A 24,945-nucleotide genomic window follows, 5' to 3' on the forward strand; every position below is an offset into this window, starting at 1 on the left:
CCTCGATCCCTCCACCCGCATAGCGGGTGGTTTTTTGTTTCGTGCGGTTCACGCACTCAACGGGCTAAAGCCCATAAAAAAAGCAGCCTTGATCCTATCAAGGCCGCCGCGCATAAACTCATAAGGGACTTCCTTTTCTTGTACGTCGCAGCCCCTATTTTGCACCAAATGAATCACTTCGTCCACCTGAGACGACCGCTTGCCTTCCAAATCAATCAGCGGGAAAATTCTCACTTCCTCCTTCGCCACTCGTAAAAGCTCCTCTATCGTTCGACGATGAAATTCCGTATCCAACCGGTCTGCATACATGAAGAGAAAGTGCGCAGACAAAATGATATCAAATTCCCCGCTCGTTTACATATGTTTGGCATAAGGCCCTAATTGCTTCACCGTAAAGCAGTATGGAGAATTTGGATTTTTGAGCCACATATTCCCCTTCACGATAAGCACATATACGGCTGCCGCAAAGTAAATCGTCCCGAGTATCCAATCCGTTGTATGAACAAGGCCATTCGATACGATATGAAAAACATACCAACCGCCAACCGGAATATGCAACACCAATACGGAGAAAAGTCCTGGATTATACAGCGTTTTTGCCTTGATATTTGCGAAAATGCCATGCCAAATGAATTGGAAAAATCCCATCAGCATAGGAGCGAGGCCAAGCCATATCACGTCAGGGAAGAGGAGAGGAAATAAATAGAACCCATAAGCGATAATCAGATTAATAATCATTGCGGATTGGGGATTGAGCGGAAATTGCCGCGGACTTTTGCTCTTAAAGAGAACAGCATTAAATAGACCGCTGAAGTAGCCCGGCCATCGATATTCTTCAAATTGATGGACAAGTATGGCCACGAAGCTCAACCAGAGCATTACCTTGATGTCGGGAATTTCCGTTCCTCCAAGAAACAAGTACACACAGACCAATGCAGCGACAACCAACCCAAGATCCTGCCAATACTTTCTGAGAAAATTCATAACTCTTTCCTCCTGTTCGCAGTGGCAGCGCCACTGCATGCGTAATGGTCTTCATTTTACATACAAGAATGCTTGGCTTCATGTAACCAGTAATCCATCAATTCGAACAATCCTCGACTCAGCGGTTAGCCGTATTAAAATAACGCTCAAACAACAAATCAATATGGGCTTCCACAGATGCAACCGCAACTCCCGTTCCTGATTCCAGCAGCGGCTTCATCATGACAGGGAGAAATACAGCGCCGAACAGTTGCATCATCATCATGGTCAGTGTTTCGGAATTTCCCTCTTGTGTAATCTCTTGAAGGGTATGTTTGACTTTAACGAATCCAACAGCTTGCAGAAATTCACCATACTCCTGCTGGGAGGCGAACATCGCAGCGCCAGCGGTCATCGTACGCGTGATAATCTCTGGATATTGCTGAATGACCTGTACATATTGGATTAAAAACGTTCGCAGCCGAGCAAGAGGTGATATGCTTCGCTCATCAAGGACGTCGAAGGCGCTGCGAAAGCCAGATAATAGCTCCTTAATCGCCTCGTTGATGAGCATGTCCTTCGATCCGAAATAATAATTGATTAAGGCGATATTGGCGTTAGAGCGGGCTGCAATTTTCCGGATCGTAATATGCTCGAATCCCTCCTGCTTCAGGATGTCGAGAGCCGCGCTCAAAATTTTGCCCTTCGTGTCCAGCGATATATCAGTTTGCTTCATCTAATCCCCCTCACTATTATTAAACATCGTTTAAAACATTGTTTAACTAAATAATACCATCCCTGTTTCATTCAATCAACACCACCTCAGCCAAAATTTCCACAAAATAAAAGACTCTAATCTCCTATGTGGCACAACGAAAAAAACAGAACAGTCACAACAAATATTGACTTATGTATGCGCATTTTACTTATATACACTTGAAATATTACTTATATATACTTATAATTAACGTCATGAGGTGATAGCAAAAATGTACCAAGAAGAGCGCTTGCTGCGCATCTTAACGCATCTTGAGCAGCATGACACGATGACGGTTGGAGAAATATGTGCCATGTTCGGCGTATCTCGAGATACGGCGCGGCGCGATATCGTGAAGCTGACAGAGAGCGGTGCCGTTACACGTACCCATGGAGGGATCACGCTTCCGCGGCTGGAGCAGAAGATCGAAGCATATGCGACAAGGCTGAACAATGAAACTGACGGCAAGGGACGAATTGGGCGACAAGCAGCGAAGCTTGTCCAAGATCACGATATGTTTTTTTTGGATGTATCGACTACCGTGCACAGCATGATTCCCTATTTAAAGGCTGCGCGTGCAACAGCCGTTACCCATTCCATTGATAACGCCATCTTGCTGGCCAATCATGCAGCCGTTCAGACGCATCTGCTAGGAGGGATTGTCCAACCTAAGACAAGGCATCTCTCTGGATATTCGACGATAGACAAGCTGCGCGATTTTCAATTCGATAAAGCCTTTTTAGGTGCAGCGGGAATCTCGGAAGCAGGCATTTATTATCACTATGAAGAAGACATATATATGAAAAAAGAAGTCGCCAGCCGCTCTAGACAGACTATCGTCCTTGCCGACCATACGAAGCTTGGACACACGCATTATTATCGAGGCTTGTCTTTAACAGACATCGATATGCTCATTACGAACCAACCGCTCTCACCTGAATTAGACCATGCAATGAAGGCCAATCATGTACAAGTGCTCATAATCTCGTAATCCACCAAGGAGGATGAATGCAATGATCAGAGCCGTTCTGTTTGACTTTGATGGAACATTAGCCGATACGCTGCCCTTGACTCTTCACGTGTTCCAAGACATTTTTAAACGATATGACAATCGGATGGTGTCCAAGGAACAGATTATAGACATGTTCGGCCCAACAGAAGAGGGCATATTAACTGCGAATATGAAATATAGAGGCCTCCTGCCGACCGCTATCGAGGAATATTTTGAGCTGTATCACAATTGGCATGCCAGCCTTGTTCATTCTTCACCCGCTATTATTCAGATGCTGCAAGCCTTGAAAGAGCAAGGCATAGCAATCGGCATTATTACAGGGAAGGGCCGCCGTGCCTATCAAATTTCTAATGAAGCGCTCGGCTTGTCTCCATATGTGGATATTGCGATAACTGGCGATGAGGTCACGAAACCGAAGCCGGATCCTGAAGGCATTCATGCTGCACTTGCCGCACTTCATGTTCGTGCAGACGAGGCGATCTGGATCGGTGACAGCAATGCGGATATTGAGGCTGGCTTAGCTGCTAACGTGCATACAATAGGCGCCAAATGGTTTGGTACCGTTCAGTCTGCAACCTTTGAGAAGGCACCTCATGATATTTTCTCACAGCCATCCGAGCTTACGGAACTTGTGCAGCAATCGATAGCGCATCCAGCCATTGAATGGCGCCAGCTCCACTGGGCCAAGCGGATTCAAGCACTTGCCCAAATCGGATTGACCTATTCAGACAATCCCTACGACTGCGAGCGTTATGAGGAACTGCGCGATATTAGTGTGGATATGATGACATCCTGCTCAGATGTTGATAAGGAGCAGGTTCGCGTATCTTTTGCCAGCGATACTGGTTATGCTACGCCGAAGGTTGATGTGAGAGGCGTCGTCTTCCGCGACGGAAAGCTCCTTCTCGTGAAGGAGAAAGCAGACGGAGCATGGTCACTGCCAGGCGGCTGGGCGGATATCGGTTTTTCTCCATCTGAGGTTGTTGTGAAGGAGATTCAAGAGGAGTCCGGATTCCAAGCGCGGGCCATTCGGTTGCTTGCCGTGCTTGACAAGCGCTTCCACCAGCATCCGCCGGAACCGAACCATGTTTATAAATTGTTCATCCTGTGCGACATTATCGGAGGAGAAGCAATGAGCGGCACAGAAACAAGCGGGGTGGGATTTTTCGCCGAGAACGAGCTCCCGCCATTGTCAGCAGAACGCAACACGGAAGCGCAGCTTCGCTTACTATTCCAGATACACGGCCAGCCTGATCACGCTGTTATTCTGGATTAATAAGCTAAACCACTTCTGTTTCTGTACCTGAGACGCTTCCTATGCTATTCTATAATCTCATCAACATAGAATGGAACGGAGTGGCGAAGTTGGCTCAGTTATATTTTCGATACGGCGCAATGAACAGTGGGAAATCTATTGAAATATTGAAGGTCGCCCATAATTATGAGGAACAGAATAAATCGGTGCTGATTTTCACCCCTGCTGTAGATGATCGAGACGAGAGCGGGTATATATCTTCTCGAATCGGTTTGCGCCGCAAGGCAATTTCGATCTGCGAAGACACCAATTTATTCGAGATTGTACAGCATCATGAAGGCCCCATCTCTTGTGTGCTTATTGATGAAGTGCAATTTTTAGATCATGCTCAAATTATGCAGCTTACCCGCATTGTCGATGAGCTTGATATTCCGGTTATGGGCTTTGGATTAAAAAATGATTTCCGCAATGAACTGTTCGAGGGCAGCCGTTACATGCTGTTGTACGCAGATAAAATAGAAGAAATGAAAACGATTTGCTGGTTCTGCGAACGTAAAGCAACGATGAATTTACGTGTTGACACAAATAACAGGCCTGTCTATACAGGAGAACAGATTGTAATCGGAGGCAATGATACCTATTATCCGGTATGCCGCAAGTGCCATAAAAATCCGCCTTTGCAATCGTAATCGTAGCGCAGCGCCCCTGAATGACATGTTCTTCAGGGGTATTTTCTTTTCACATCGAACCTCGCTTCGTTCAAGCCAAACATTCGGAAAATACAAACAAAAAAATAGGCTACCCCGTCTCTATTGCAGACAAAGCAGCCTGTCATTCGGCTCCATCAACGTATAGCAAAACCTGTTGATACTAAATTGCTAAAAGAGTCACTGCCATCTCCTTTACTGAGCTAAATAAGCATCGCAAAGTGCAATTCCCTCCTCTATATCGAAGCTCATCCGAAGCTTTACTTCCTCCTCGATGCCCCAATCACGGCCTATATCCTCCCTAAGGTTATTTAGAATTCCGCGTATCGATTGCGCACCATTTTTGTCCCACTTCTTCATCCCATAGATGCTCGATGACAATTGATCCAACTGACTTTTATAACGCGTCGCAGCGTCTTCTCTTATGCCATGGAGCGGGACATAAATCGAACCGATCTTGCGTGACATCTGTTCAAGCAGCAGCCCTATAGGCTGAGCAGAGCGATAGTCAGGAAGTACAGCCGGGCTGCGATACACCCCCATCCACCACTGCCAATCCACAGTTCCATTGAAGTAGGATTTCTCATCAATAATCACGAGCCCTGCTCCATGAAGCGAGCGCTGCTCTTGAAGGAGCTTCTCAGTTGCCGCCTCATGCTCACCAAGCTTCACAGCAGCAACCGTCCAGACGGGATGATCCGTTATCGCTACTCCCAGCGTGCCAATTCCTCCAGTGGACAAAATCCGCCCCCTATCCCTGCTGTTTACAGCAAACACTGCCACACCAAGCTTGGCTCCTTCCGCTCCATATACCTGCACCGGATCAAATGCTGCAAACTTCACATCCGTAGATTGGGCGATCCTATGGGAGGAAGCGGCGGATTCCGCTGCTATATATATTGCATTCAAATGTGCGGACTTAATTCGCTGTATATGCTCGCGCACTTGTTCGGCATTCGTCTCTTGGGGCTCAATCCAAATGCCGCGTAATTCTACCTTGCGCGACTCTGCGCTCAAGTTGTATGCCTCCTGAGCAAAGCGTTCAAGCTCCTTCAGCTTCTTGCCGCGTTCCTTCAAACTGCGCTGCTCATTCCCCCATTCCTCGGCTGCCAAGGCAGATCTCGCCATCATCAGCTTGCTATCTATGCTAGAATACGGCACATCACGAAACTGACTTTTCACTTCTTTCAATCGTTGTTCTGCAGCCTTCAACAGCTCCTTGACCTTGTCCACTCTTTCTTGTACCTGAGCTGCATCATACGTGTTCCATTCCTCTTGTCCGACGTTCAATTTATTTACTGGCGACTTGACCGTACCATTTACTGCTATGGAGTTGGCGCCATTTCCCGCCGCATATCCAAATGAACTCAAGCCACTCGCTGCCAATATCCCCAGCAGCAAGCTCATTCCCATTTTGTTCGTAAGCGATTTCATTTCATTGTATCCCCCTTATACACCATGTAATGAATGGGTTGATAGATAATATGCAGCTACCGTCTCGCCGATACTTGCTGCACAAGCTTTTTATTCGAATAGACTTTATCTGAAATAGAGTGACCGGGTTTGATAAAACATCTATTCCTAATATAAACAACAGGCACAATATCCCGGATTTCAATACTGCTTCTATGTTGTTACTGGTCTGCACCTGCTATAATTAGGCTCAGGCGGCAATCATATGTTCATGGATGAACGTCGCTTCTAATCAACACTAATCAACCACTAACACATGTTCAATTTCAATACAAAAGGAGTGCGGCTTGATGAATTGGATGGAAGAAGTATTGAAGCGCAAGGACGATCTACTGCAAGATCTTAATGGATTGCTTAGCATCGAGAGTGTAAAGGATGCCACCACGAGTGAGCCTGGCAAGCCAATGGGTCACAATGTAGCGCGTGCGCTTGATTATGTGCTGGACATGTCTCGTCGTGACGGATACCGTGTGACAAACCTGGACGGCTATGTAGGCTACGCGGAATACGGCGAATCGAAGAGCGGTGAATATGTTGCAGCATTATGCCATGTTGACGTAGTCCCTGCAACTGGACATTGGACAACCCCTCCTTTCTCCCCTGACATTCGTGAAGGCAAGCTGTTTGCACGTGGCGCCATTGATGATAAAGGGCCCACGCTTGCTGCTTATTACGGTTTGAAAATCGTGAAGGAGCTTGGTCTGCCCTTGAAGCACAATGTACGCATCATCTTCGGTGCAGATGAAGAAAGCGGCATGGAATGCATGAAGACCTATACGAAGCGTGAGAAAATGCCGCTTTACGGTTTCGCGCCAGATGCCGATTTCCCAATTACACATGCGGAAAAGGGACAAATCAATACCCGCTTCCTGCTGCAGCCGGACAACAGCTCTGCTTCCGATCGTCAAGCGGGACAGCTTGAATTGGTGTCCTTCCATGGCGGCGGTGTTGAGAATATGGTGCCTGAATCAGCGACTGCAACTATTTCTGGCGACGCTGCTGTTCTTGCAGAATTGGCAGCCAAGTTCGAAAATTATTACACTGAACAGCAATTGAAAGGCTCATCCGAAGTAAACGGCGGCCATATTACACTCAGCCTCAAAGGTAAATCCGCGCATGGCATGGAGCCTCATCAAGGCATTAATGCTGCACTAAAGCTGTTCGGATTTTTGCGTTCGTACACGTTCCAAGCAGATGCGGATCGTTATATCCGCTGCGTAGATGCTTATTTGACGGATGATCACTTGGGCAGCAAGCTGGGCATCGCATATAAGGATGACATTACAGGTCCATTGACGGTAAATGCGGGCATATTCGAATACGGTGCGGACAAGCAATCGTTTTTCCATCTAAATATCCGCTTCCCAGTTACGCAGGATTTACAGTCCATTTTGGACACATTGGCAACGAAGATGGATGCATTCGGCTTCGTCGTAGAAGAACCGGACTTGAAAAAGCCGCACCATGTCGATGCAGAGCATCCGATGATCAAGGTGCTGCAAAAGGTGTATGCGGAAGAAACTCAGCTTGAGCCTACCTTGCTGACTACGGGCGGCGGTACATACGCTGCATTCATGGACTACGGAGTCGCGTTCGGCGCCTTGTTCCCAGGAAGAGAAGAAATGGCTCACCGTGTAGACGAATACATTGAGATCGATGATTTGCTAAAGGCAACTGCTATTTATGCGCGTGCCATTTATGAATTAGCGAACTTAGACGCATAAGGATTGTATTTAGAGGGATGTTGAGCTGCAGAAGGGAAAAAGGCAGCCGACCTCCCTTTTTCCCTTCTGTTCTCATGGGTGCTTGCTTATTTCAATGCACTTAGATGCTCATGCACCAGCTTCCATTCTCCTGCAATGAGCTTGAACACATTCGTCGCTCTCCCGCTTCCCTCAGCCTGTTTCCCTTGATAAAGTCCGCTCCAATGATAGGTATACAAGCATACAGCCGTCTGTTCGTCCACTGCAATCCACTGTACATCGGAGGCTGAATACACTTCATCTTGAATAACCTCCCAGGCATGTTCAAAATATGCCCGAATCTCCTCAAGCGTCTTGCATGTACGATCCGAGAACCAATATACGGCGCTTGTATCCAAGCAAGCTTGCACGTTCCCGAAGTCATGTGTATTCGTTGCCTCCATATAGCGTTCCAATGCCTTTTGATAACTCATAGTGCCCCCCTTTTTTTCATCCCAAACCCCGTATTTTTCAACATGTAAATTCGCTGGATATACGGTAGTCGCATCTCCTGATCGTAGGCGTGCCTTCATTCAGCGTAATATGAAGTGGGCATCTTTAAGCGGCTCCAATTTCACGATGACTTGGTGCCGATTCATGTAGGAAATGCAGGGATATCCGACCTTAGCGGCAAGCGGATGATAAATGTGGTACCTACGCCAAGCACACTGTCCACCTCAATTTTACCACCATGCTTTTCAATAATATTATAGCTGACCATCAGCCCTAAGCCTGTTCCCGTATCCTTCGTTGTATAGAACGGTTGCCCGAGACTGTTCACCTTATCATCTGGAATTCCACAGCCTTCATCCTGAATGGATATGGCTGCATAATCGCCATCCAGCTTGGTGCGTACATAAATATTGCCTCCCCCTGACATCGCTTCAAGCGCATTTTTAATCAAATTAATGAACACCTGCTTAATCTGATTCGGCTCGCAATCAACCCAAAGCGCCTCTTCCGACAGCTCGGTTATCATATTGCTGTTCTTCAATGTCGATTGTACGCTCATGAATGCAATGATCTGCTCCATCAGTTGAACGAGATCGGTTCTTCGGCTGTTGACCACATTCGGCTTCGCTAGAATCAGCAGTTCATTTGCAATTACCTCAATGCTCTTCAACTCCGATTCCACGATATCAAAATATTGATCCTTATCCGTCTTCGTCGTACGCATCAGCTTGAGAAAGCCGTTAATCGAAGTCAATGGATTCCGAATTTCATGCGCGATGCCTGCGGCCAACTGCCCGACGATGGACAGCTTCTCAGACTGCAGCATTCGCTCTTCTTCCTTGCTTCGATCGCTAATATCCTGATATACGCCGATGGTCGCCTTCTTTCCAACAAAGGTGGTAGGCAGGGAAAAGCCTTCTACGCATTTGATTTCACCGTTTAAGCAGCGAATATCATATTTAACTGGCCCTAAGCGTGTCCCCTCCTGATATCTGCGTCTCCGCTCATACACAAGCTTATGATTCGAAGGCTCGACAATATCGATAACCGGCATGCCAAGGATGTCCGCTGGGTCAGTAGCACAGATTAAGGCAACGGAAGCGCGATTCATATAACGAATGATGCCGTTATACGTAACAATGACAGCAAGCGGCAATTCTTCTAATAAGGATTGAAAGGTCGCTTCCTTCTCCTTCAAAATCGCTTTCGTCTGGAGATGTACCTTCTCTGTCAATTTGCACGACATTATATTTTGAAACTGAGAAAAAAAGAAAAGCGGCTTGCCGCCCTGATCATGAACAAGCGATACGGTTAAGAGCATCCATATGACTTCTCCAGACTTGCCTATGTAGCGCTTCTCAATATGAAAAGATGGGATCTGCTTGTCCAGCAGTCGTTGAATATGTATAATACTCTCTTCCAGATCGTCTGGATGGGTAATATGCATATAGTCCAGAGAGAGCAGTTCACGTTCTTCATAGCCAATCATTTCGCATAAGGAGTGATTTGCTTTCATAAATTTCCCCTCCAGCGACACGATTGCCATCCCGATCGATGCATTATTAAAAGCCAAATCGAACAGATCAATTTGCTCCAAATGCATGTAATCTCCCCTCCAATTCATTATCACTTCCACATATACCCAATAATCATTATAAATCTCCCTTCCGGCCAGCATCAATTAAAATCTTGCCAAAGCTTTCTGTCCGCTTCGCTGTTGTGGGAAATAAAAAAAGTGCACGAGAACATGCGCAACATTCGCACGTCTCATGCACTTTGGTTCAATTCATGCTCTTGTTTCGCAGCAGAACTGAATTATTTCATTGCTCCGTCTACTTCCTTCACCATTTCCTCTACAGAAATGAGACCGCCACCGGACAAGTACCAGTAGTTCGGATCCAAGTAAACAATATGGCCTTCTTTATATGCCTTCGTACTTCTCACAAGATCATTTTCAACGACTTGCTTCGCAGACGATTCACCGCCGACAACTGCACCGCGGTCAACAACGAACAAGTAGTCTGGATTTTTTTCAACAATATATTCAAAGGATACTGGATCACCATGTGTAGATGCTTTAATGTTCGTATCTACAGGCGTAACCCCGAATACATCATGAATGATACCAAAGCGGGAACCTGCACCGTAAGCACTAATTTTTCCGTCATTCGCCAGGATTATAAGTCCGTTCTTGTTCGCAGCTTTCGCCTTTTCGTTCAAAGCCTTAACGGACTCTTCAATCTTGGTCAGCTCTGCTTGAACTTCAGATTCCTTGTTGAAGATTTTGCCCAATGTTTGTGTGTTTTCTTTGAAAGAATCCATGTAGCGTTTCGTATCAACGTCCATATAAATCGTTGGTGCGATTTCAGAGAACTGATCATACAATTTCGCTTGACGTCCTGCAATGATAATCAGGTCGGGCTTCATACCATGAATCGCTTCGAAATCCGGCTCCTTCAAGCCGCCTGCATTCACATATTTCGCATCTTCGTATTTTTTCAAGTAAGGAGGCAGGCTCGCCTTCGGCAAGGCTGCGATTTCAACACCCAATTTTTCCAAAGTATCCACAACGCCGTAGCTGAATACAACGACCTTGGAAGGGTTTTTCTTCACTTTCGTTTCGCCAAGCTCATGCTTAACAAGAATTTCTTCCGCTGCTTGATTCGCTTCTGTTCCCGTAGATGCCGAACCATTGCTGCTGTCTGACTTATTGGAACCACATGCTGCAACCAGCGTTGCCATCATGGCAATGAGTAGGATTAATACTGTTTTTTTCACTTCTTTTCACCTCTACAACATATTTTGAACCTTATATATTTTCGCCGTTAATATCGCGTTGCTGCACAGATGCATGCTGCATTGCAACATTACCGAACGGTGTAACCGATGTCGCCTTGCTTAGGCAAAATACACACAAATCTTATTGTCGTTAATGCATTCAATGCACATATCCATATCATAGATGTCTTGCAGCACCTTAGTATCGATGATATCCTGCGTCGAGCCTTCCTTGACTACTTTGCCGTCTTTCAATGCGACGATATAGTCCGAGTAACAGGATGCGAAGTTAATATCATGAATTACGATCACGATGGTCTTGCCCATTTCGTTAACCAGTCTGCGAAGGATTTTCATAATTTGCACGGAATGCTTCATATCCAGGTTGTTAAGTGGCTCATCCAGTAAAATGTACTCCGTGTTTTGTGCGATAACCATAGCAATGTAAGCTCTCTGCTTCTGACCGCCGCTCAGCTGATCCAGATACTTGTGCTGCATGCCGGAAAGGCCCATGTACTCAATTGCCTCATCTACGTACTTCCAATCTTCATCATTCAAGCGCCCTTGCGAATAGGGAAACCGCCCGAAGGAGACAAGCTCCCGAATGGTCAAGCGCAGATTGACATGATTGGATTGCTTCAGAATGGATATCTTCTTGGCCAGATCCTTGCTGTTCCATTCGCTGACTTCTTTGCCATCGATATGGACTTCTCCCGAATCCTTCGTAATGAGCCTGCTTATGATAGAGAGCAGCGTACTCTTCCCTGCACCATTTGGACCGATGAAGGATGTGATTTTACCCTTGGCAATTGTAACTGATACATTCTCAACCACATTTTTGCCACCGTATTGTTTGGATACGCCTCTTACTTCTACCATGATTTATTCTCCTTCAATAGAAGATAGATAAAGTAGACGCCACCGACGAAATTGATTATGACGCTTAGCGTGGTGGAGAACGTAAATACCCGCTCCACGATAAGCTGACCGCCCACCAGTGCAATAATGCTGATAAGCACGGAACCTAGAATTAAGTAACTGTGTCGGTACGTCTTCAAAAATTGATACGTAACGTTCACGACGAGCAAGCCAAGGAACGTAATCGGTCCGACTAGCGCTGTCGAGATGGAGATGAGAACCGCTACTACAAAAAGCAGCCTTCTCACGACGTAATCATAAGGAACACCTAAGTTAATCGCCTGCTCTCTTCCGAGTGCCAGTACATCTAAATACTTAACGAATCTAAGGAAATAGAGCGTAACGAGCAATGTCAGTATCCCACCGATAAGCAGCAGCTTCGTATTTACGTTATTGAAGCTGGCGAACATTTTATCCTGGGCAATTAAGAATTCGCTCGGGTCAATCAGCACCTGCATGAAGGTAGATACACTTCCGAAAAAAGTACCGAATATAATCCCGATGAGAAGCATGAAGTATACATTCTGACCTTCGCCCTTAAAAATGAACCGGAATAAGAGTCCTGAGAAAATAACCATGATGCCCACTGACATTAAGAAATCCATGTTGCTGCTCATCATCATCAATGTCTTCGAACCGAACACGAAGATAACAAATGTCTGGATGAGCATGTATAGCGAATCCAGTCCTAGTATGCTAGGCGTCAAAATCCGGTTGTTCGTAATCGTTTGAAATACGGTCGTTGCGAATCCAATCGCCGCCCCAGTGAGCACAATCGCCAGCACCTTCAGCGTACGCTTTGGAAGCACATAATCCCAGTTGTCACCCAGCTTCAAGAATAGAAACAATCCGATTAAGGCAAGTGCCAGGAGAGCCAGAATACCCGTTTTCGCTTTATAACCCATGTGCCCTTCTCCTCATCAACATGTACACGAATATGGCGCTTCCTATTACCCCGACCGTTAAGCTGATCGATAATTCATATGGATAAATGATAATACGCCCCAAAATATCGCAGAACAGAACGAACACAGCACCGAGCAGCGCCGTATGCGACAGACTGTTCTTCAAGTTATCACCACGGTACATCGACACGATATTTGGAATAATCAGTCCGAGGAACGGTATCGTTCCTACGGTCAGTACGACCGTGCACGTCACAAGCGCAACGAGAATTAATCCGATATTGACGATGCGCTTGTAGTTCAGTCCCAAGTTTTTCGAAAAATCCTCACCCATGCCTGCAACCGTGAATTTGTTCGCATACAGATACGCAATGATGATGAGCGGAATGCTGATATACAGCAGCTCGTAGCGACCTGTAATAATCATGGAGAAGTCACCCTGCAGCCAGGAGGACATGTTCTGAATCAAATCATACTTATATGCAAAAAAGGTAGAAATCGAGCTGATAATATTACCAAACATCAATCCAACAAGCGGAATGAAAATTGTATCCTTGAACTTGATTCGATCTAGAATCTTCATGAACAGCAGCGTTCCCAGCAATGCGAAAACGAATGCGACCAGCATCTTCACAATCGGGCTCGATGTGGTGAAGAGCATTAAGGATACCAGGATTCCAAGTCTTGCGGAATCGAGTGTTCCGGCTGTCGTTGGCGATACGAACTTATTGCGGCTAAGCTGTTGCATGATGAGACCGCATATACTCATGCTGACACCTGCAAGAATGATACTGATTAGACGCGGAATTCTGCTCTTGAGCAAAATTAACGTTTTCTCATCGGTCATGTTCAGCAGATCAAGCGGCTTAATATCCGTAACACCAATAAAAAGCGATACGATTGATAATATGACAAGCGCGATGGCTAAATATCTCTTTTTCATAGACCATCCTTACCTCTTCTCGATGTGAGAAAGTTGATATGTAAGCGGATAGAATCAATTTACATTTTCAATAATGATATTCATTATCAATTAGACTGACAGTTGTTATTATAACATGACTGATCCGTCTGTCAAACAATTATATGGAAAATGGGCGAAACTCATTTTTCGGCGCCGAATCTGGAATGGATATGCAATTACGCTCATTTATACGATAATAGGAACAGTTATTAATCTAGCGATGACGATTGCTGCCGCCTACCCGCTCACACGAATAGATTTGGCAGGACGGCGGTTGTTCACGACGATGATTTCTTTGCAATGTTTTTAGTGGGGGATGATTCTGCTATTATATCTATTTTTGCAAAGTGTTTTGTAAAAAAAGGCGTCATGATTGGCGCAATTAAGGGGTGAGACTATGTCCACATCGCAAATTTCGTTGACGGTCATGTCGTATAACATCCAGCATGGTGAAGGAATGGATCATGTATATGATGTGAGCCGCATCGCAGGAGTGATTAGTGCGTCCGGGGCGGACATCATCGGCTTGCAAGAGGTCGACCGTTATTTTTCGGCTCGAAGTAATTACGAGGATACCATCGCGATGCTTGCTGAACAATTAGGGATGCACTGGTGTTACGGGGCAAACGTGGTTCGAGCGCCTGAACCAGGGCGAACGCAGCAAAGAGAATATGGGACAGCGATATTGAGCAAGTACAAGATTCTGTCGCATCAAAACCATCTGCTCAGCAGCGACGAGAGCGAACAACGCAGCCTGCTTGCTGCTGTTCTGGATGTCGGCGGGGAAATTCTGCATATGTACAACACACATCTGGGATTGGAACAGCCTGAGCGGGTTGCCCAAGTGAGAGAAATACTTTCCATCGCAAGCCGCAAATCAGAACCGTGCATCGTAACAGGAGATTTCAATGCACATCCGGATTCTATCGAAGTTGCCGAAATGTCGTCAGCATTCCGCAGCGCTTTCGCAGGTGAGCTTGAGACCTACACCTTCCCTGCAGGGGATGCAGTCGAGATGCTTGATTACATCTTCGTCAATGATTGTCTGGAGCTTAGCGATGATAGAACAGTCATTCAATCGCTCGCATCAGATCATTATCCGATTGCTGCCAAGCTGCTGCTATAGGGAGCGCGGCTAACCTTTTGTTGTTACGCTAGAATGTGCGCACTGCACAGGGGCTGAACCGAGGGATCGGATTCTCATCAGGAGCAGCCCCCCCTGTGCCGATGGCCCAAGCCGCAACACTAATCGTTTGCCAAGTCATAAGCCGCTTCTTGTCCACATTGGCAAGCGCACATATCAGCGCTCTGATATGATTGGCTTCAATGACAGGCCCAATAAGCGACGATCCCGGAACCCCATAGGAATGGAAATAGCCTAACTCTCTTGGTTACAATACATCACTTGGAACGCTTCTTTTAGAAATTCCTGTTCTTCTTCTGTAAATGGAACGAGTATGTTAGAGTGATCCGTTGGTGGATCTGCCTTCGCCGCCGATGAGGAACTGATTTTCGCTATGGTATATTCATACAGCTCCATAAATCGCTGCATGAACCTCTGCGCTTCCTCCGAATCCGGATTTGCTTGGCTCGCAACCAGTTGTTTCATATCTGTGAGCAATGCGAAATACTTCCGATCCAGTTCAGCCCGTGCCTCATTGCGAAAATTGTGAATTGGATTTCCTCCTAGGTTATGCGTCTCCATGTGCTCTTCCTCCCATAGAATCGAGTGTACGATAAAGCAAAACAGACGCAAATCAATGATTGGATGATGGCAAATGATTGTATCCATATGATCCAATTGGTCAAGCATGAGCTGAATTCGTTCCTGTTCTGCAAGAAGCTCTTTCTTTTTGAACGCCATCACCTTCCGAATATACTGCTGCTCTGCTTGCTGTATCTCTAATAAATCGGCAATGTCTTTGAGTGAAAACCCGATAAACTTCAAAGCCTGAATTTGCTGCAAGCGGCTGAGGGCGTCCGCATTATAGAGCCTGTGCCCGCCTTCCTTGTAGTCGCTAGGCGTTAGCAATCCAAGTTTGTCATAATATCTAAGCGTTCGAATCGTGATTCCTGTTCGTTCCGCCAACTGTCCGATTGTCAGCATGCCAGTCATGATAAACTCGCCTCGATTCTGTCTGTTTTTTGATGTAAGGAATGGCTGGATAACGGTATGCCTTATTTCTAGCAATATGTATCATTGCATACAAAATAATTATTGTCTCGATCATAAGCAGAATGTACTTGTACAACGACGGCAAAGCATAGCTCACTATAAAGAGCGGGAAAATGGTCAAGTGAAAGTTCAGTGCTTTGCGGCTAGCTTCACGATAATACGATGTTGACTTCCTTGTCACGAAATACATCACAAGCGGGGGGAGAACCCCTAGCACTAAGGAGATGGCCAGCATCAGTTGGATGATTGCCATTTCTTTGTGTGTCGGCCTGCTCATTGACTCATTCATTGTTGTCACCTTCCTATTAAATTCCTCAAATACAGCATAAAAGGTGACGCGAGTAGAGGTTCAAGCCCTAATCTGCAAGCCATTATCAAAACATCGCCGTCTTCTATCTTGAAAGTGCTAGGGCGCTTGGTTCGGCTGCCTTCTGCTTGACGGTGCTTAGGGGCTACAATCTCTGCCGTTGGCAGCAGCGCTGGTCACACTGCTCCGATTCATCATTACCAGAGTAACAGACTTAAACATCTTCACATTACAATACAAATAACCCGTAATGAACTCTAGTTATCTGAGTTTCTATGACGGGTTATTGTTTAACCGCAAGTATATTTGTGATGTAAATATTTTAGTCGAACTGCAGCACTTTAGTGCGTGCCGGTCACCCCAAAATCATCTACAGACGATTGATCTGCCCGATAGAACATAACATCTCCATCACGCAGTTGGAAGGTGACGCCGTACGGATCCGTGAACTGGGAGCGAGAGCCTTCGCGCTTCCATTGATTCGTCAGCGGAGCCTTGATGTATTGCAAATGCGGCCTGCCCTTCTGTCCATCACGAACGGTCTCGATGTCGAAGTTCACGATGAGAAAGCCATCGCGCAGGAAGAACGGGGCCTTATCGTTAAAACTGAACTGCTTCGATAAATCAAAGCCCTTAGGCACGATATACAACTTGGCAGGCAAATTATACTCGCCGTACCATTGCTGAATGGATGCATAGGCGCGTGCCGCAGAGACGCCTGACGGCACATTTGTCGGCCCGTGTAACGTGCGGACATTGTACGGCAGGAACAGGTCACTGTAGCTGCCGATCACCGTAGGGTCTTTCGCCGCTCTCACCCATGCGTCGATATATGCCTGACGATTCACCATCATACTGCTGGCAAACAGCTCGTAAAAACGAGCCGCGGCATCCGCAATAAGCTGCCCCGGTATGTTGCGGAGGCGCGCATTCAGCGCCATGCTCCGCTTCAACTTATCGTCTGCCGAACCAATGCGAATGAATTTTTTTGCCTCTGTATGATAGTACACATCCACTTCCTGACGCTTCTGCCCCTTACTGTCCGTAAAGTAAAATGTCGGCTTCAGATGAATGCCATCTCCTGGACCGAACATATTTCCCTTTGTCTTTAGGTCAAACTTGAAGGCGTATCCCGTCTTCACCGCTACATTCTTGAAGGATGGATCCGGGTGACTGCCTTTGCGCACAGGCAGCTCGTAAGGAAATGCATGGCCTCGAGCTTCACCATCGATGCCATTCGCTCCGACCCAATAGGAATTCCCTGTCGGCTCACTGCTTCCTTTTTGCTTGCGGAACACGGTTTCCCAATTGAAATCCATAATGTCCGTCACATGGAAATCATACACCCTGCCAATAACCTCCACTGCGATTTCGTGAGTCGCCACATGATGCTGCCAATCCGTGTTGGCTGTTGGCTGATGCGTGAAGGAATCCGGTGTATTTTCGGCGACATTTCGGAATAAGACTGTGTAATCTCCTTCATCCACCCAGACTGGCAGAAAGAACGTCGTATCCAGTTGGGTAACGGGAATATCTGTCCATGTACGTTTCGGAATGAATGTGCCCCGATCTGCTGTGTAGACATCGAATGGGAACCATACCTGCTTCGTACGGAAATATTTTGCATAGTCGCGGTTGCCGTATCCCGGATCGTTTACATGCTGACCGCTCGTCGGTATGCGGATCGAAAAAGGCCGATCCAGAATTAACGCCGCACGATACTCGTTTGGTATTGTCTTTTGGTTATGTTCTCGATCGTCGGTAATCGACGAGTAATTCACGACAGGCGTATGTACGGTTACGGTGTTGATGCCGTTGATTGGGAATTGCTTGTCACCGCCGCCATTGATATTGCCGGGTATGAGACTGTAGTAGATTGTGCCTGAGCTTGGGGTATTGGCCTTATTCACAAGTGTTTTGCTGATCATGTAGTTTTTCCCGTACAATACATCTCGTTCAATTACAGGAGAAGAAGGAATTGAACCTGGAGCCGGTGCGGATTGATCCACCCATCCGTTGTTCATGATTGTAGAGCCATTGAAGACAACATAATCGTTTCGAACTTTATTTTGTCCGACACTAGACTCAGCCCTAGAACGGAATTCACTCGTTTCATCAGGAACAGAAGGGCGTGATGAACCTCCATCCTTTGTCTCTGTTCCCAAATCTATAGATTGACAGGGAGATGGTTGCACATGATCGTTAACATGGACACTGTTGGAAGATGTAAGATTCGGCGCCGCATATCCTGCTGGATTAAGAGTTACGTTTCCACTCGGAAGCGCATAATTCATAACCGTTGCCTTAGAAATCTTGTACGCTTCAAGATTGTCGATTTGCCAATAAGAATAAGGTCTATCGACTGTAATGTCTTTGGCTACGGTCACTGTATCGCTCTTGGAGACTGGTGGTGTTGGAGGGTCGCCAGGCGAACCAGGTATGGTCCATTTGAGAATATACGTCTTTTTTACCTGAACCGTGTACGTTACCTTGCCCGTCATATTGGCAAACTTGTTTTGGAATAAATAGTTCTTACCAAAAACATTTACGTAAAGGGACTCTGATGTTGGAATGCCTTTTAGAACATTGAAATGCTCGCTGCCCCGTTCATCGGCATGCACTACACCACTGGAGGAAGGCTCCATTTCCATTTTGTAATTTACGATTCCTTTCGAAGGAGAGCTAATAACCGGAGAGCAGCTTCCTCCACCCCCATCATTCCCGTCATTGCCGCCACCGCCCGTACTGCAATCCTTGACTTTAAAAGTTTTGGTATCCGTTTCGTCAAGATTTTGAGTGGGGTCATAAAAATGAGCGGTTATGTTGGTGTTTCCCTCTACACCCGTGATCGTTATTTTTCCATCCGGCGTGATTTTTGCAATACTTTCGTTTGAGCTGCTCCATTTTAATTTAGGGTGACTCTTCAATATATATGTTTTTTTATCGGGTTTTGTTAGAGCCGCTTCAGCTTGCTTTGGAATTGCCGTATCAGATGTACACGCGTCTGGCAGATTGACAACAAGTCCAGGTTGGGTGGTGACCGTAATCTCAGCAGTGTCTGAGATCCGGTATGTCCCATTGTCCCAAATGGCTCGTACTCTGGCTTTCCCCGGAGCTTTACCGGTTATCTCCCCTGTACTGCTAATTTCCACGATAGCTGAATCTGAACTGTACCACCTTGTTTCTGCTGCTCTGGAAGCGACGGAAACCCCATTGCTCCAACTATCTTGTCCCCAGTTTTTGGTTTTAACGCTTGCGTCCATTTGTACTTTTTGCCCTACTTTGATTGTAGAGTCAGGATTTACATCGATCTCTTTCGTTTGATGAATTGTCCCTTCCCAAATTATTCGAACTGGAGTTAAATACATGACAGTGACCTTGGGACATCGATTTGGCCGCTTCATGAATTCCGTAGGTCCGTCAGTCGGGATCTTAGATCCCCCAGTTTTTGTTTGGAGAATAGCTGTGCTGCTGCTTGTAATTGTAGGATCTCCAACTGCTTCATATGACGGAGCTGGAGACCATACAACTTGCTTTAGATGTTTACCAGTGACTCCATCTGGAGAAATGCGCCACCCCTGGTAATTCCCCCAATCTGTAGCCGGGTATTTCGATAGATCTACATCATCTGGAACTACCTTTTCATCTGCAGGAAAAGGATTATTACATGAACCTGCATTCGAGACTGTTACCGAGCCTCCAGTATAGTCGGCCTTGAAATCCCCGTTGTCCAATTGATACCAGTAGGTTCCGGGGTTTCCAGGTACAGGTTCAGCTTGGATAGTCTCATTAATTGTATGAGATTTCGGCGGATAGGTGTCTGCAGCCTGCACAATGCTGTTACTGATATTACTGACCAAAACAACACTGCAAGATAAGATCACCAGCGACATAAAGAAGGAAAAGGACGCTCCTCGCTTTCTATTGCGCATGTATGCTCACCAACTATCTATTTTAATCTTTTTGAAAGGATGCAATTCCCCCGTTATCATTTCGAATACTGAACTTCCCTTTAGTGTCTAAAAAACCAGTAGTCCATAGTGTTTTCGTTTCATTTTTCTTAAAGTAGTTTGCAGTGCTTTGTGGGAATGTTTCAATACCAACTGAATCCACATAATTTTTATCTGCGATTCTATAAAAAGTAATCAGAAGTGTCTTTAATCCCTGACTATAAGTCAGAGCACTCGGTTTATCGATAAGAGATGTAAAATCGAGTTCCGCATAAGCTATGAATTGCCCTCTTTGATAATCTTCAATTTTGGGATAGAACAGAGAAGAATAAACACCTTTTAAAGTACCTGCTCTAGCATCAACAACAATATAATGTTTAACTTTAAGTCTCGCTGATTTGTTCGACAGAGTTATTGGAGTGTTAACTATATCTGCAAAACTACCTTGATTGTATTTGTAACCTGCAAGGGTAATCACATTCGTACCTGTCGTTCCGACTTCTCTCAGTTCATTAAGATCACGATATGCATCCGCACTTTTCCCCTCTACGTCCATATAACGCAATAGAATCGCAGCTACTTCAGCTCGTGTGGTCGTGTTTTGGAGTTTTATGGTTCCGTCCTCGAAGCCGCCAGCAATACCGGTGCCGCGAACAAGTGCAATGTAAGGAATCTTTTCAGCGCTAATTTCCCCACGAATTGCCTCTGGTGCTGGAATTAAAGTATTCTGGGTATCTTCGAAGGCCTGTTTAAACGTTTCGTTGGAAGCAATAAGACCGTTTGCAATCCACTTCATCATTTCATACCGAGTCAGTTGGCTGTTCGGCTTAAATCCATTTGGATAGTCCCCAGGTTTAATAAAACCCTGAGCTGTCAACTGCGTGACTGCCGCTTCTGCCCAATGACCCTTCATGTCTGTAAATGGATTATCTCCAGCAGATGCAGCAAGCTTTGTAGCTCGGCTGAGAATAGAAGCGAATTCACTTCTAGTAATTTGACCGTTTGGTTTAAATGTTCCGTCTTCGTAGCCTGTTATCAGTTTCAACTCTAGTGCCCTAGCGATAACATTTTCTGCCCAATGACCCTTCACATCCTTGAACGTAGAGACAGCCTTCAAATTGACTTTAACGGTATCCACACCTGCTTCAGCCTTAACCGGCGCAGCGGTATAACCTGCCAAGAGTGTGGCTGCCGCCAATGTCGAGAGTATAACCTTTTTCATAAGTATCTTCTCCTATACTGAAATTTGGCTTGATTACGTGGATGAGCCACTTCATCTCTTATCTCTCTTGTATGAATCTCTAAGGTGCGAAAATTATGGAACATATCATATATATCGGAAAAATTTAAGATTTCAACACAAAATTCGTAATTTTATCCCAATTATCTCCTCCTTCTTTATTCGAAGTCAATCAGAAGTTGGCATCCCTCCCCCCACACCTATGCACAAAGGCCATCTCTTCTGACTTTTGCTAACTCATCTGCTTCACTAGCAGCAGTTCACTTGCAGAGCACACCACAAAACAAAAAAAGCACGCTAATTGCCGATTGGCAAAAAGCGTGCTTCGCTCTTTAAGACCCATAAGGTCATACTATTTTTACGGATTGTAATAACAATATTAGATTGTTTTACCTATCCCTGTCAATCCATTTTGAATATTTATTGTGAGATTCCCTAACCATGCACCTAAGCATAGGGCAGAAAATCTGGGATTTTAGTGATTTGGCATCTAGCTAATAGAGTTACCAGCGGATCAGCCAAATATAAGATATAGTTCCCTTGCGCTTACTGGGCCTGCTTCAGCAAGGTACGCAGGGACTTGCTTACAATTCGCGCTGTTGCCTTCGTGTTAGATTCTGCGCTCCAACGATCGCACAGCTCTTGAACCCACTCTGGGTTCGTCTTGCTCGCATCATTCAGCCAATTGCCGACCGAATCCTGCACGTACTTAGCCGAATCTGACTTGAGCGGTTCAAGCAACGGCAGCGCCAGCCAAGGGCTTTGCTTCAATGCTTCAATATGCTTCGTCCATACCCCTCTCGGTCTTGTCGCTTCTGTTGCGAAGCGGCGTACATTTGCATCGTCATCGGTTGCCCAAGCAGTCAAAATTGCTATCGCTTCAGATAAATTCGAGTCAATATGAGAGCGCACTCCCATCCATGCAATTTCCCTAACGCCAAAATGCGGATCCGCCGCGAAACGACGAATGCGGGACAACGCCTCTTCCACGGATAACTGTGCATCACCGCTTGCCATGTAGGCAGCCCAGCATCTAACAGAATCCGAGCGATGATTGGCTACTCTATGAAATTGTTCAGTTTCTACTACAGGAGTATTCTCATTTTCGCAATAATCGCACAAGCGCTGTCCTATCAAACGTATCGCCTTCATGCCGCGTCTGCTGTCCGTTTCTTTTATTTCCATAAGCAGCTTAGGAAGATGGCCTTCTAAGTCGATTTCCGGCAGCACATGTTCAAGCAGCATAACGTGATCCACAGCCAGCCATTCTGTTAAATTTACACTTTCAATCGCTCCAGTGCAAAGCTGCTGAACTTCACTCGGAATATTCGCCTCTTTCGATGCACCTTTTCGCTGAATTATCGCTTCCGAAATAGAACGATCCAAATCCATTTCCTCCTTCAAATAGACAGATAGACAGTTAAAGATGAATACGATGCCATAACTCCGTAATCTATTCAACAGTTACTACATAATTCCTCCTATATGTATTCCCTAGACTTATTGCCTTCTAATCAAAATAAAAAGACGACTGCCCCTTACAAAAGGAAACAGTCGTCTGACACAGAGAAGCTCATCTGCTGCGAATATTATTATTTGCTAAGTGTATCTGTCAGTATCGGAACGATTTGTTTCTTACGGGAAACAACGCCCTTCAGCAAAGCTGTGTTATTTTCCAACGAAACATTGTACGCTTTTTCAACCGCCTCTGATTTGGAACCAAGCGCAAGCGCTACGGAATCACTGTTCAAGATATCGGTTACAACGAATACGAACAGGTCGAGCCCTTTTGTTGCAATGATATCGGACAAAGCTGCTTCCAATTCAGCTTGGCGGGACAATACGTCGTTCACATCAACCGCATTGACTTGCGCAATTTCAACCTTGGAGCTGCCCATGGAGAACTCCTTCGCATCAAGGGAGATCAGCTCTGCAATTGTTTTCTTGCTCAAGTCCGCGCCTGCTTTCAGCATGTCCAAGCCATACTTCTCTGCATCCACGCCTGCAATTTCAGCCAATTCGCGAGCAGCGGCTACGTCTTGATCCGTGCAAGTTGGGGACTTGAACAGTAAGGAGTCGGAAATAATTGCAGACAACATCAAACCAGCAATGTTCTTGCTGATTGTTTTGCCGTTTTCTTTGTACATCTTGTTCAAGATTGTCGCTGTGCATCCAACAGGCTCAGCACGGTAGTACAAAGGACCGCTTGTTTCAAAATTCGCAATGCGGTGGTGGTCGATAACCTCAAGCACTTCCACTTGCTCGATATCATTTGCGCTTTGCTGGCGCTCATTGTGGTCAACGAGGATAACGCCTTTTGCTTCATTTGCTACTGTTTCTACCAAACGTGGCGCTTCTGCTTGGAATGTATCCAATGCAAATTGTGTTTCTCCGTTCACGCTGCCAAGACGGACGGGTTCAACGTTAAAGCCCAATTGTGTTTTCAAGTCTGCATATGCAATTGCGGAGCAAATCGTATCTGTGTCTGGATTTTTATGTCCGAAAATAAGTACCTTTTCCATTTCGCTAACTCCCTTTATACACGATATTTGTAGTGAGAAAAGTATAACGTAGATCATCTTGTTCAATCAAGATTATACCGCAAATGTTGGTAAAATCCCATTCCATTAGTAGGAATATCATTGCGAAATAAATGGGGATTGGCGTAGATATGCTGCGTCTTTTATTTGATCCACTAGAAATTGAGCAATGCGATGATTTGAGATTCTCATCCCCGGCATATCATAAGGACTAACCTTCACCGGCTTATTAACATCACCTTCGTGCACGAATGGCAGCCGTACAAGCGTCCAATCCAACTCATATGCACGTAAAATGTCCAGCTCCCGCTGCTTATCCCGAATCATATCGCCGTAGAATAGACGGAACAAGCGTGCACCGATTCGATTCATCCACGATTTGCGGTCTCCTTCGATATCAAGCGATCCCCCTGTAACCCCAATATATCTACGAATACCTAATTCATTCATTATCTCTACCACTTGCTTGGTCACTTCACTATAAATCGGCTTGTCTCGCATCGGCTGTCCAAATGCATTAATAACCCCATCCGTTCCCTCTAAAAGAGAACGAATGGCAGCTTTATCTGATGCATTTCCTTCTACTATAATCGCGTTCGCTGATTTCAATTGGACTCGCTCCGGACGGCGTGCCAAAATACGTACTGAAAATCCATGTTCAATTGCGGTTACAGCTACATGCCTTCCTACTGTCCCTGTTCCTCCAATAATCGCAAGCGTTTGCCTAGACAATATTCTTCTCTCCTGTTCTGGTAGCTTCATAGAAACATTCATTCTATAGTACGGTTTTATGGTTAAAAGGAAG

General features: G+C 45.7%; 23 protein-coding genes. 6 read left to right on the forward strand and 17 right to left on the reverse strand.

All coding sequences use genetic code 11. The features are described 5' to 3' along the window. Positions 1–48 precede the first annotated feature (48 nt). The 3 genes from NO352_RS18770 to NO352_RS18780 all read right to left on the reverse strand — a co-directional run bounded on the left by NO352_RS18770 (position 49) and on the right by NO352_RS18780 (position 1,699). The gene (locus NO352_RS18770; RefSeq protein WP_289356475.1) at positions 49–249 is read right to left on the reverse strand and encodes a hypothetical protein; all 201 of its coding nucleotides are present in this window, start codon (positions 247–249) and stop codon (positions 49–51) included. A gap of 105 nt (positions 250–354) precedes the next feature. Next, positions 355–984 (reverse strand): HXXEE domain-containing protein, encoded by a 630-nt coding sequence (locus NO352_RS18775; RefSeq protein WP_268621975.1) that lies wholly within the window; start codon positions 982–984, stop codon positions 355–357. A gap of 118 nt (positions 985–1,102) precedes the next feature. Further along, positions 1,103–1,699 (reverse strand): TetR/AcrR family transcriptional regulator, encoded by a 597-nt coding sequence (locus tag NO352_RS18780; protein ID WP_005544113.1) that lies wholly within the window; start codon positions 1,697–1,699, stop codon positions 1,103–1,105. A gap of 253 nt (positions 1,700–1,952) precedes the next feature. On the opposite strand from NO352_RS18780, the gene NO352_RS18785 reads away from it, so the two are divergent. The 3 genes from NO352_RS18785 (at position 1,953) to NO352_RS18800 (ending at position 4,676) form a co-directional block, all read left to right on the forward strand. Next, positions 1,953–2,711 carry a DeoR/GlpR family DNA-binding transcription regulator gene (locus NO352_RS18785; protein WP_289356476.1) on the forward strand — a complete coding sequence of 253 codons (759 nt, stop codon included), beginning with the start codon at positions 1,953–1,955 and terminating at the stop codon, positions 2,709–2,711. Between the two features lie 22 nt (positions 2,712–2,733). Beyond that, positions 2,734–4,008 carry an NUDIX hydrolase N-terminal domain-containing protein gene (locus tag NO352_RS25200; RefSeq protein ID WP_353961273.1) on the forward strand — a complete coding sequence of 425 codons (1,275 nt, stop codon included), beginning with the start codon at positions 2,734–2,736 and terminating at the stop codon, positions 4,006–4,008. Positions 4,009–4,097: 89 nt separating this feature from the next. Then, a complete protein-coding gene (locus tag NO352_RS18800) occupies positions 4,098–4,676 on the forward strand; it encodes a thymidine kinase (protein ID WP_268599437.1) in 579 nt (192 codons plus the stop codon). Between the two features lie 213 nt (positions 4,677–4,889). Here the strand turns inward: NO352_RS18800 and NO352_RS18805 are convergent, their stop codons facing one another. After that, positions 4,890–6,128, reverse strand: coding sequence for a hypothetical protein (locus NO352_RS18805; protein ID WP_289356477.1), 1,239 nt, complete (start codon positions 6,126–6,128; stop codon positions 4,890–4,892). Positions 6,129–6,457: 329 nt separating this feature from the next. Between NO352_RS18805 and pepV the strand changes: the two genes are divergently transcribed. After that, positions 6,458–7,891 carry a dipeptidase PepV gene (gene pepV / locus NO352_RS18810; RefSeq protein ID WP_289356479.1) on the forward strand — a complete coding sequence of 478 codons (1,434 nt, stop codon included), beginning with the start codon at positions 6,458–6,460 and terminating at the stop codon, positions 7,889–7,891. A gap of 86 nt (positions 7,892–7,977) precedes the next feature. Here pepV and NO352_RS18815 read toward each other — a convergent pair whose 3' ends face one another. The 6 genes from NO352_RS18815 to NO352_RS18840 form a co-directional block, all read right to left on the reverse strand. Then, positions 7,978–8,343 carry a YybH family protein gene (locus NO352_RS18815; protein WP_289356480.1) on the reverse strand — a complete coding sequence of 122 codons (366 nt, stop codon included), beginning with the start codon at positions 8,341–8,343 and terminating at the stop codon, positions 7,978–7,980. 161 nt (positions 8,344–8,504) lie between these two features. After that, on the reverse strand, positions 8,505–9,965 hold the full coding sequence (locus NO352_RS18820; protein WP_289356481.1) for a PAS domain S-box protein: 1,461 nt from the start codon (positions 9,963–9,965) through the stop codon (positions 8,505–8,507). Between the two features lie 212 nt (positions 9,966–10,177). Continuing rightward, positions 10,178–11,140, reverse strand: coding sequence for a siderophore ABC transporter substrate-binding protein (locus NO352_RS18825; RefSeq protein ID WP_289356483.1), 963 nt, complete (start codon positions 11,138–11,140; stop codon positions 10,178–10,180). Positions 11,141–11,260: 120 nt separating this feature from the next. Then, positions 11,261–12,019 (reverse strand): iron ABC transporter ATP-binding protein, encoded by a 759-nt coding sequence (locus NO352_RS18830; RefSeq protein WP_005544124.1) that lies wholly within the window; start codon positions 12,017–12,019, stop codon positions 11,261–11,263. Continuing rightward, on the reverse strand, positions 12,013–12,963 hold the full coding sequence (locus NO352_RS18835) for an iron chelate uptake ABC transporter family permease subunit (RefSeq protein ID WP_163975259.1): 951 nt from the start codon (positions 12,961–12,963) through the stop codon (positions 12,013–12,015). Before NO352_RS18835 ends, NO352_RS18830 begins: the two co-directional genes overlap by 7 nt. Beyond that, the gene (locus tag NO352_RS18840) at positions 12,953–13,906 is read right to left on the reverse strand and encodes an ABC transporter permease (protein ID WP_005544126.1); all 954 of its coding nucleotides are present in this window, start codon (positions 13,904–13,906) and stop codon (positions 12,953–12,955) included. The genes NO352_RS18835 and NO352_RS18840 overlap by 11 nt, the downstream gene beginning before the upstream one ends. Positions 13,907–14,021: 115 nt before the next feature. Here NO352_RS18840 and NO352_RS18845 point away from each other — a divergent pair, with 115 nt between their 5' ends. Next, positions 14,022–14,237, forward strand: a complete 216-nt coding sequence (locus tag NO352_RS18845) for a hypothetical protein (RefSeq protein WP_289356486.1) — start codon at positions 14,022–14,024, stop codon at positions 14,235–14,237. Positions 14,238–14,324: 87 nt separating this feature from the next. Next, positions 14,325–15,053, forward strand: coding sequence for an endonuclease/exonuclease/phosphatase family protein (locus NO352_RS18850; RefSeq protein WP_289356487.1), 729 nt, complete (start codon positions 14,325–14,327; stop codon positions 15,051–15,053). A 252-nt stretch (positions 15,054–15,305) separates the two neighbouring features. Here NO352_RS18850 and NO352_RS18855 read toward each other — a convergent pair whose 3' ends face one another. The 7 genes from NO352_RS18855 to NO352_RS18885 form a co-directional block, all read right to left on the reverse strand. After that, the gene (locus NO352_RS18855; RefSeq protein WP_289356488.1) at positions 15,306–16,043 is read right to left on the reverse strand and encodes a MerR family transcriptional regulator; all 738 of its coding nucleotides are present in this window, start codon (positions 16,041–16,043) and stop codon (positions 15,306–15,308) included. Then, entirely contained in the window at positions 15,979–16,392 is a 414-nt protein-coding gene (locus NO352_RS18860; RefSeq protein ID WP_289356489.1) for a DUF4870 domain-containing protein, read from the reverse strand. Before NO352_RS18860 ends, NO352_RS18855 begins: the two co-directional genes overlap by 65 nt. Before the next feature lie 359 nt (positions 16,393–16,751). Further along, positions 16,752–20,342, reverse strand: a complete 3,591-nt coding sequence (locus NO352_RS18865) for a DUF5704 domain-containing protein (protein ID WP_289356490.1) — start codon at positions 20,340–20,342, stop codon at positions 16,752–16,754. Between the two features lie 22 nt (positions 20,343–20,364). Continuing rightward, positions 20,365–21,582: an S-layer homology domain-containing protein gene (locus NO352_RS18870; protein ID WP_289356491.1), complete on the reverse strand. Its 1,218-nt coding sequence runs from the start codon at positions 21,580–21,582 to the stop codon at positions 20,365–20,367. Between the two features lie 564 nt (positions 21,583–22,146). After that, positions 22,147–22,986, reverse strand: coding sequence for a DNA alkylation repair protein (locus NO352_RS18875; RefSeq protein ID WP_483311851.1), 840 nt, complete (start codon positions 22,984–22,986; stop codon positions 22,147–22,149). Between the two features lie 206 nt (positions 22,987–23,192). Further along, positions 23,193–24,122, reverse strand: a complete 930-nt coding sequence (locus NO352_RS18880) for a manganese-dependent inorganic pyrophosphatase (RefSeq protein WP_005544133.1) — start codon at positions 24,120–24,122, stop codon at positions 23,193–23,195. A 117-nt stretch (positions 24,123–24,239) separates the two neighbouring features. Next, positions 24,240–24,872: an NAD(P)-dependent oxidoreductase gene (locus NO352_RS18885; protein WP_289356492.1), complete on the reverse strand. Its 633-nt coding sequence runs from the start codon at positions 24,870–24,872 to the stop codon at positions 24,240–24,242. Between the last annotated feature and the right edge of the window lie 73 nt (positions 24,873–24,945).

The organism is Paenibacillus sp. S-12 (assembly GCF_030363895.1).
Classification (GTDB): domain Bacteria; phylum Bacillota; class Bacilli; order Paenibacillales; family Paenibacillaceae; genus Paenibacillus_B; species Paenibacillus_B alvei.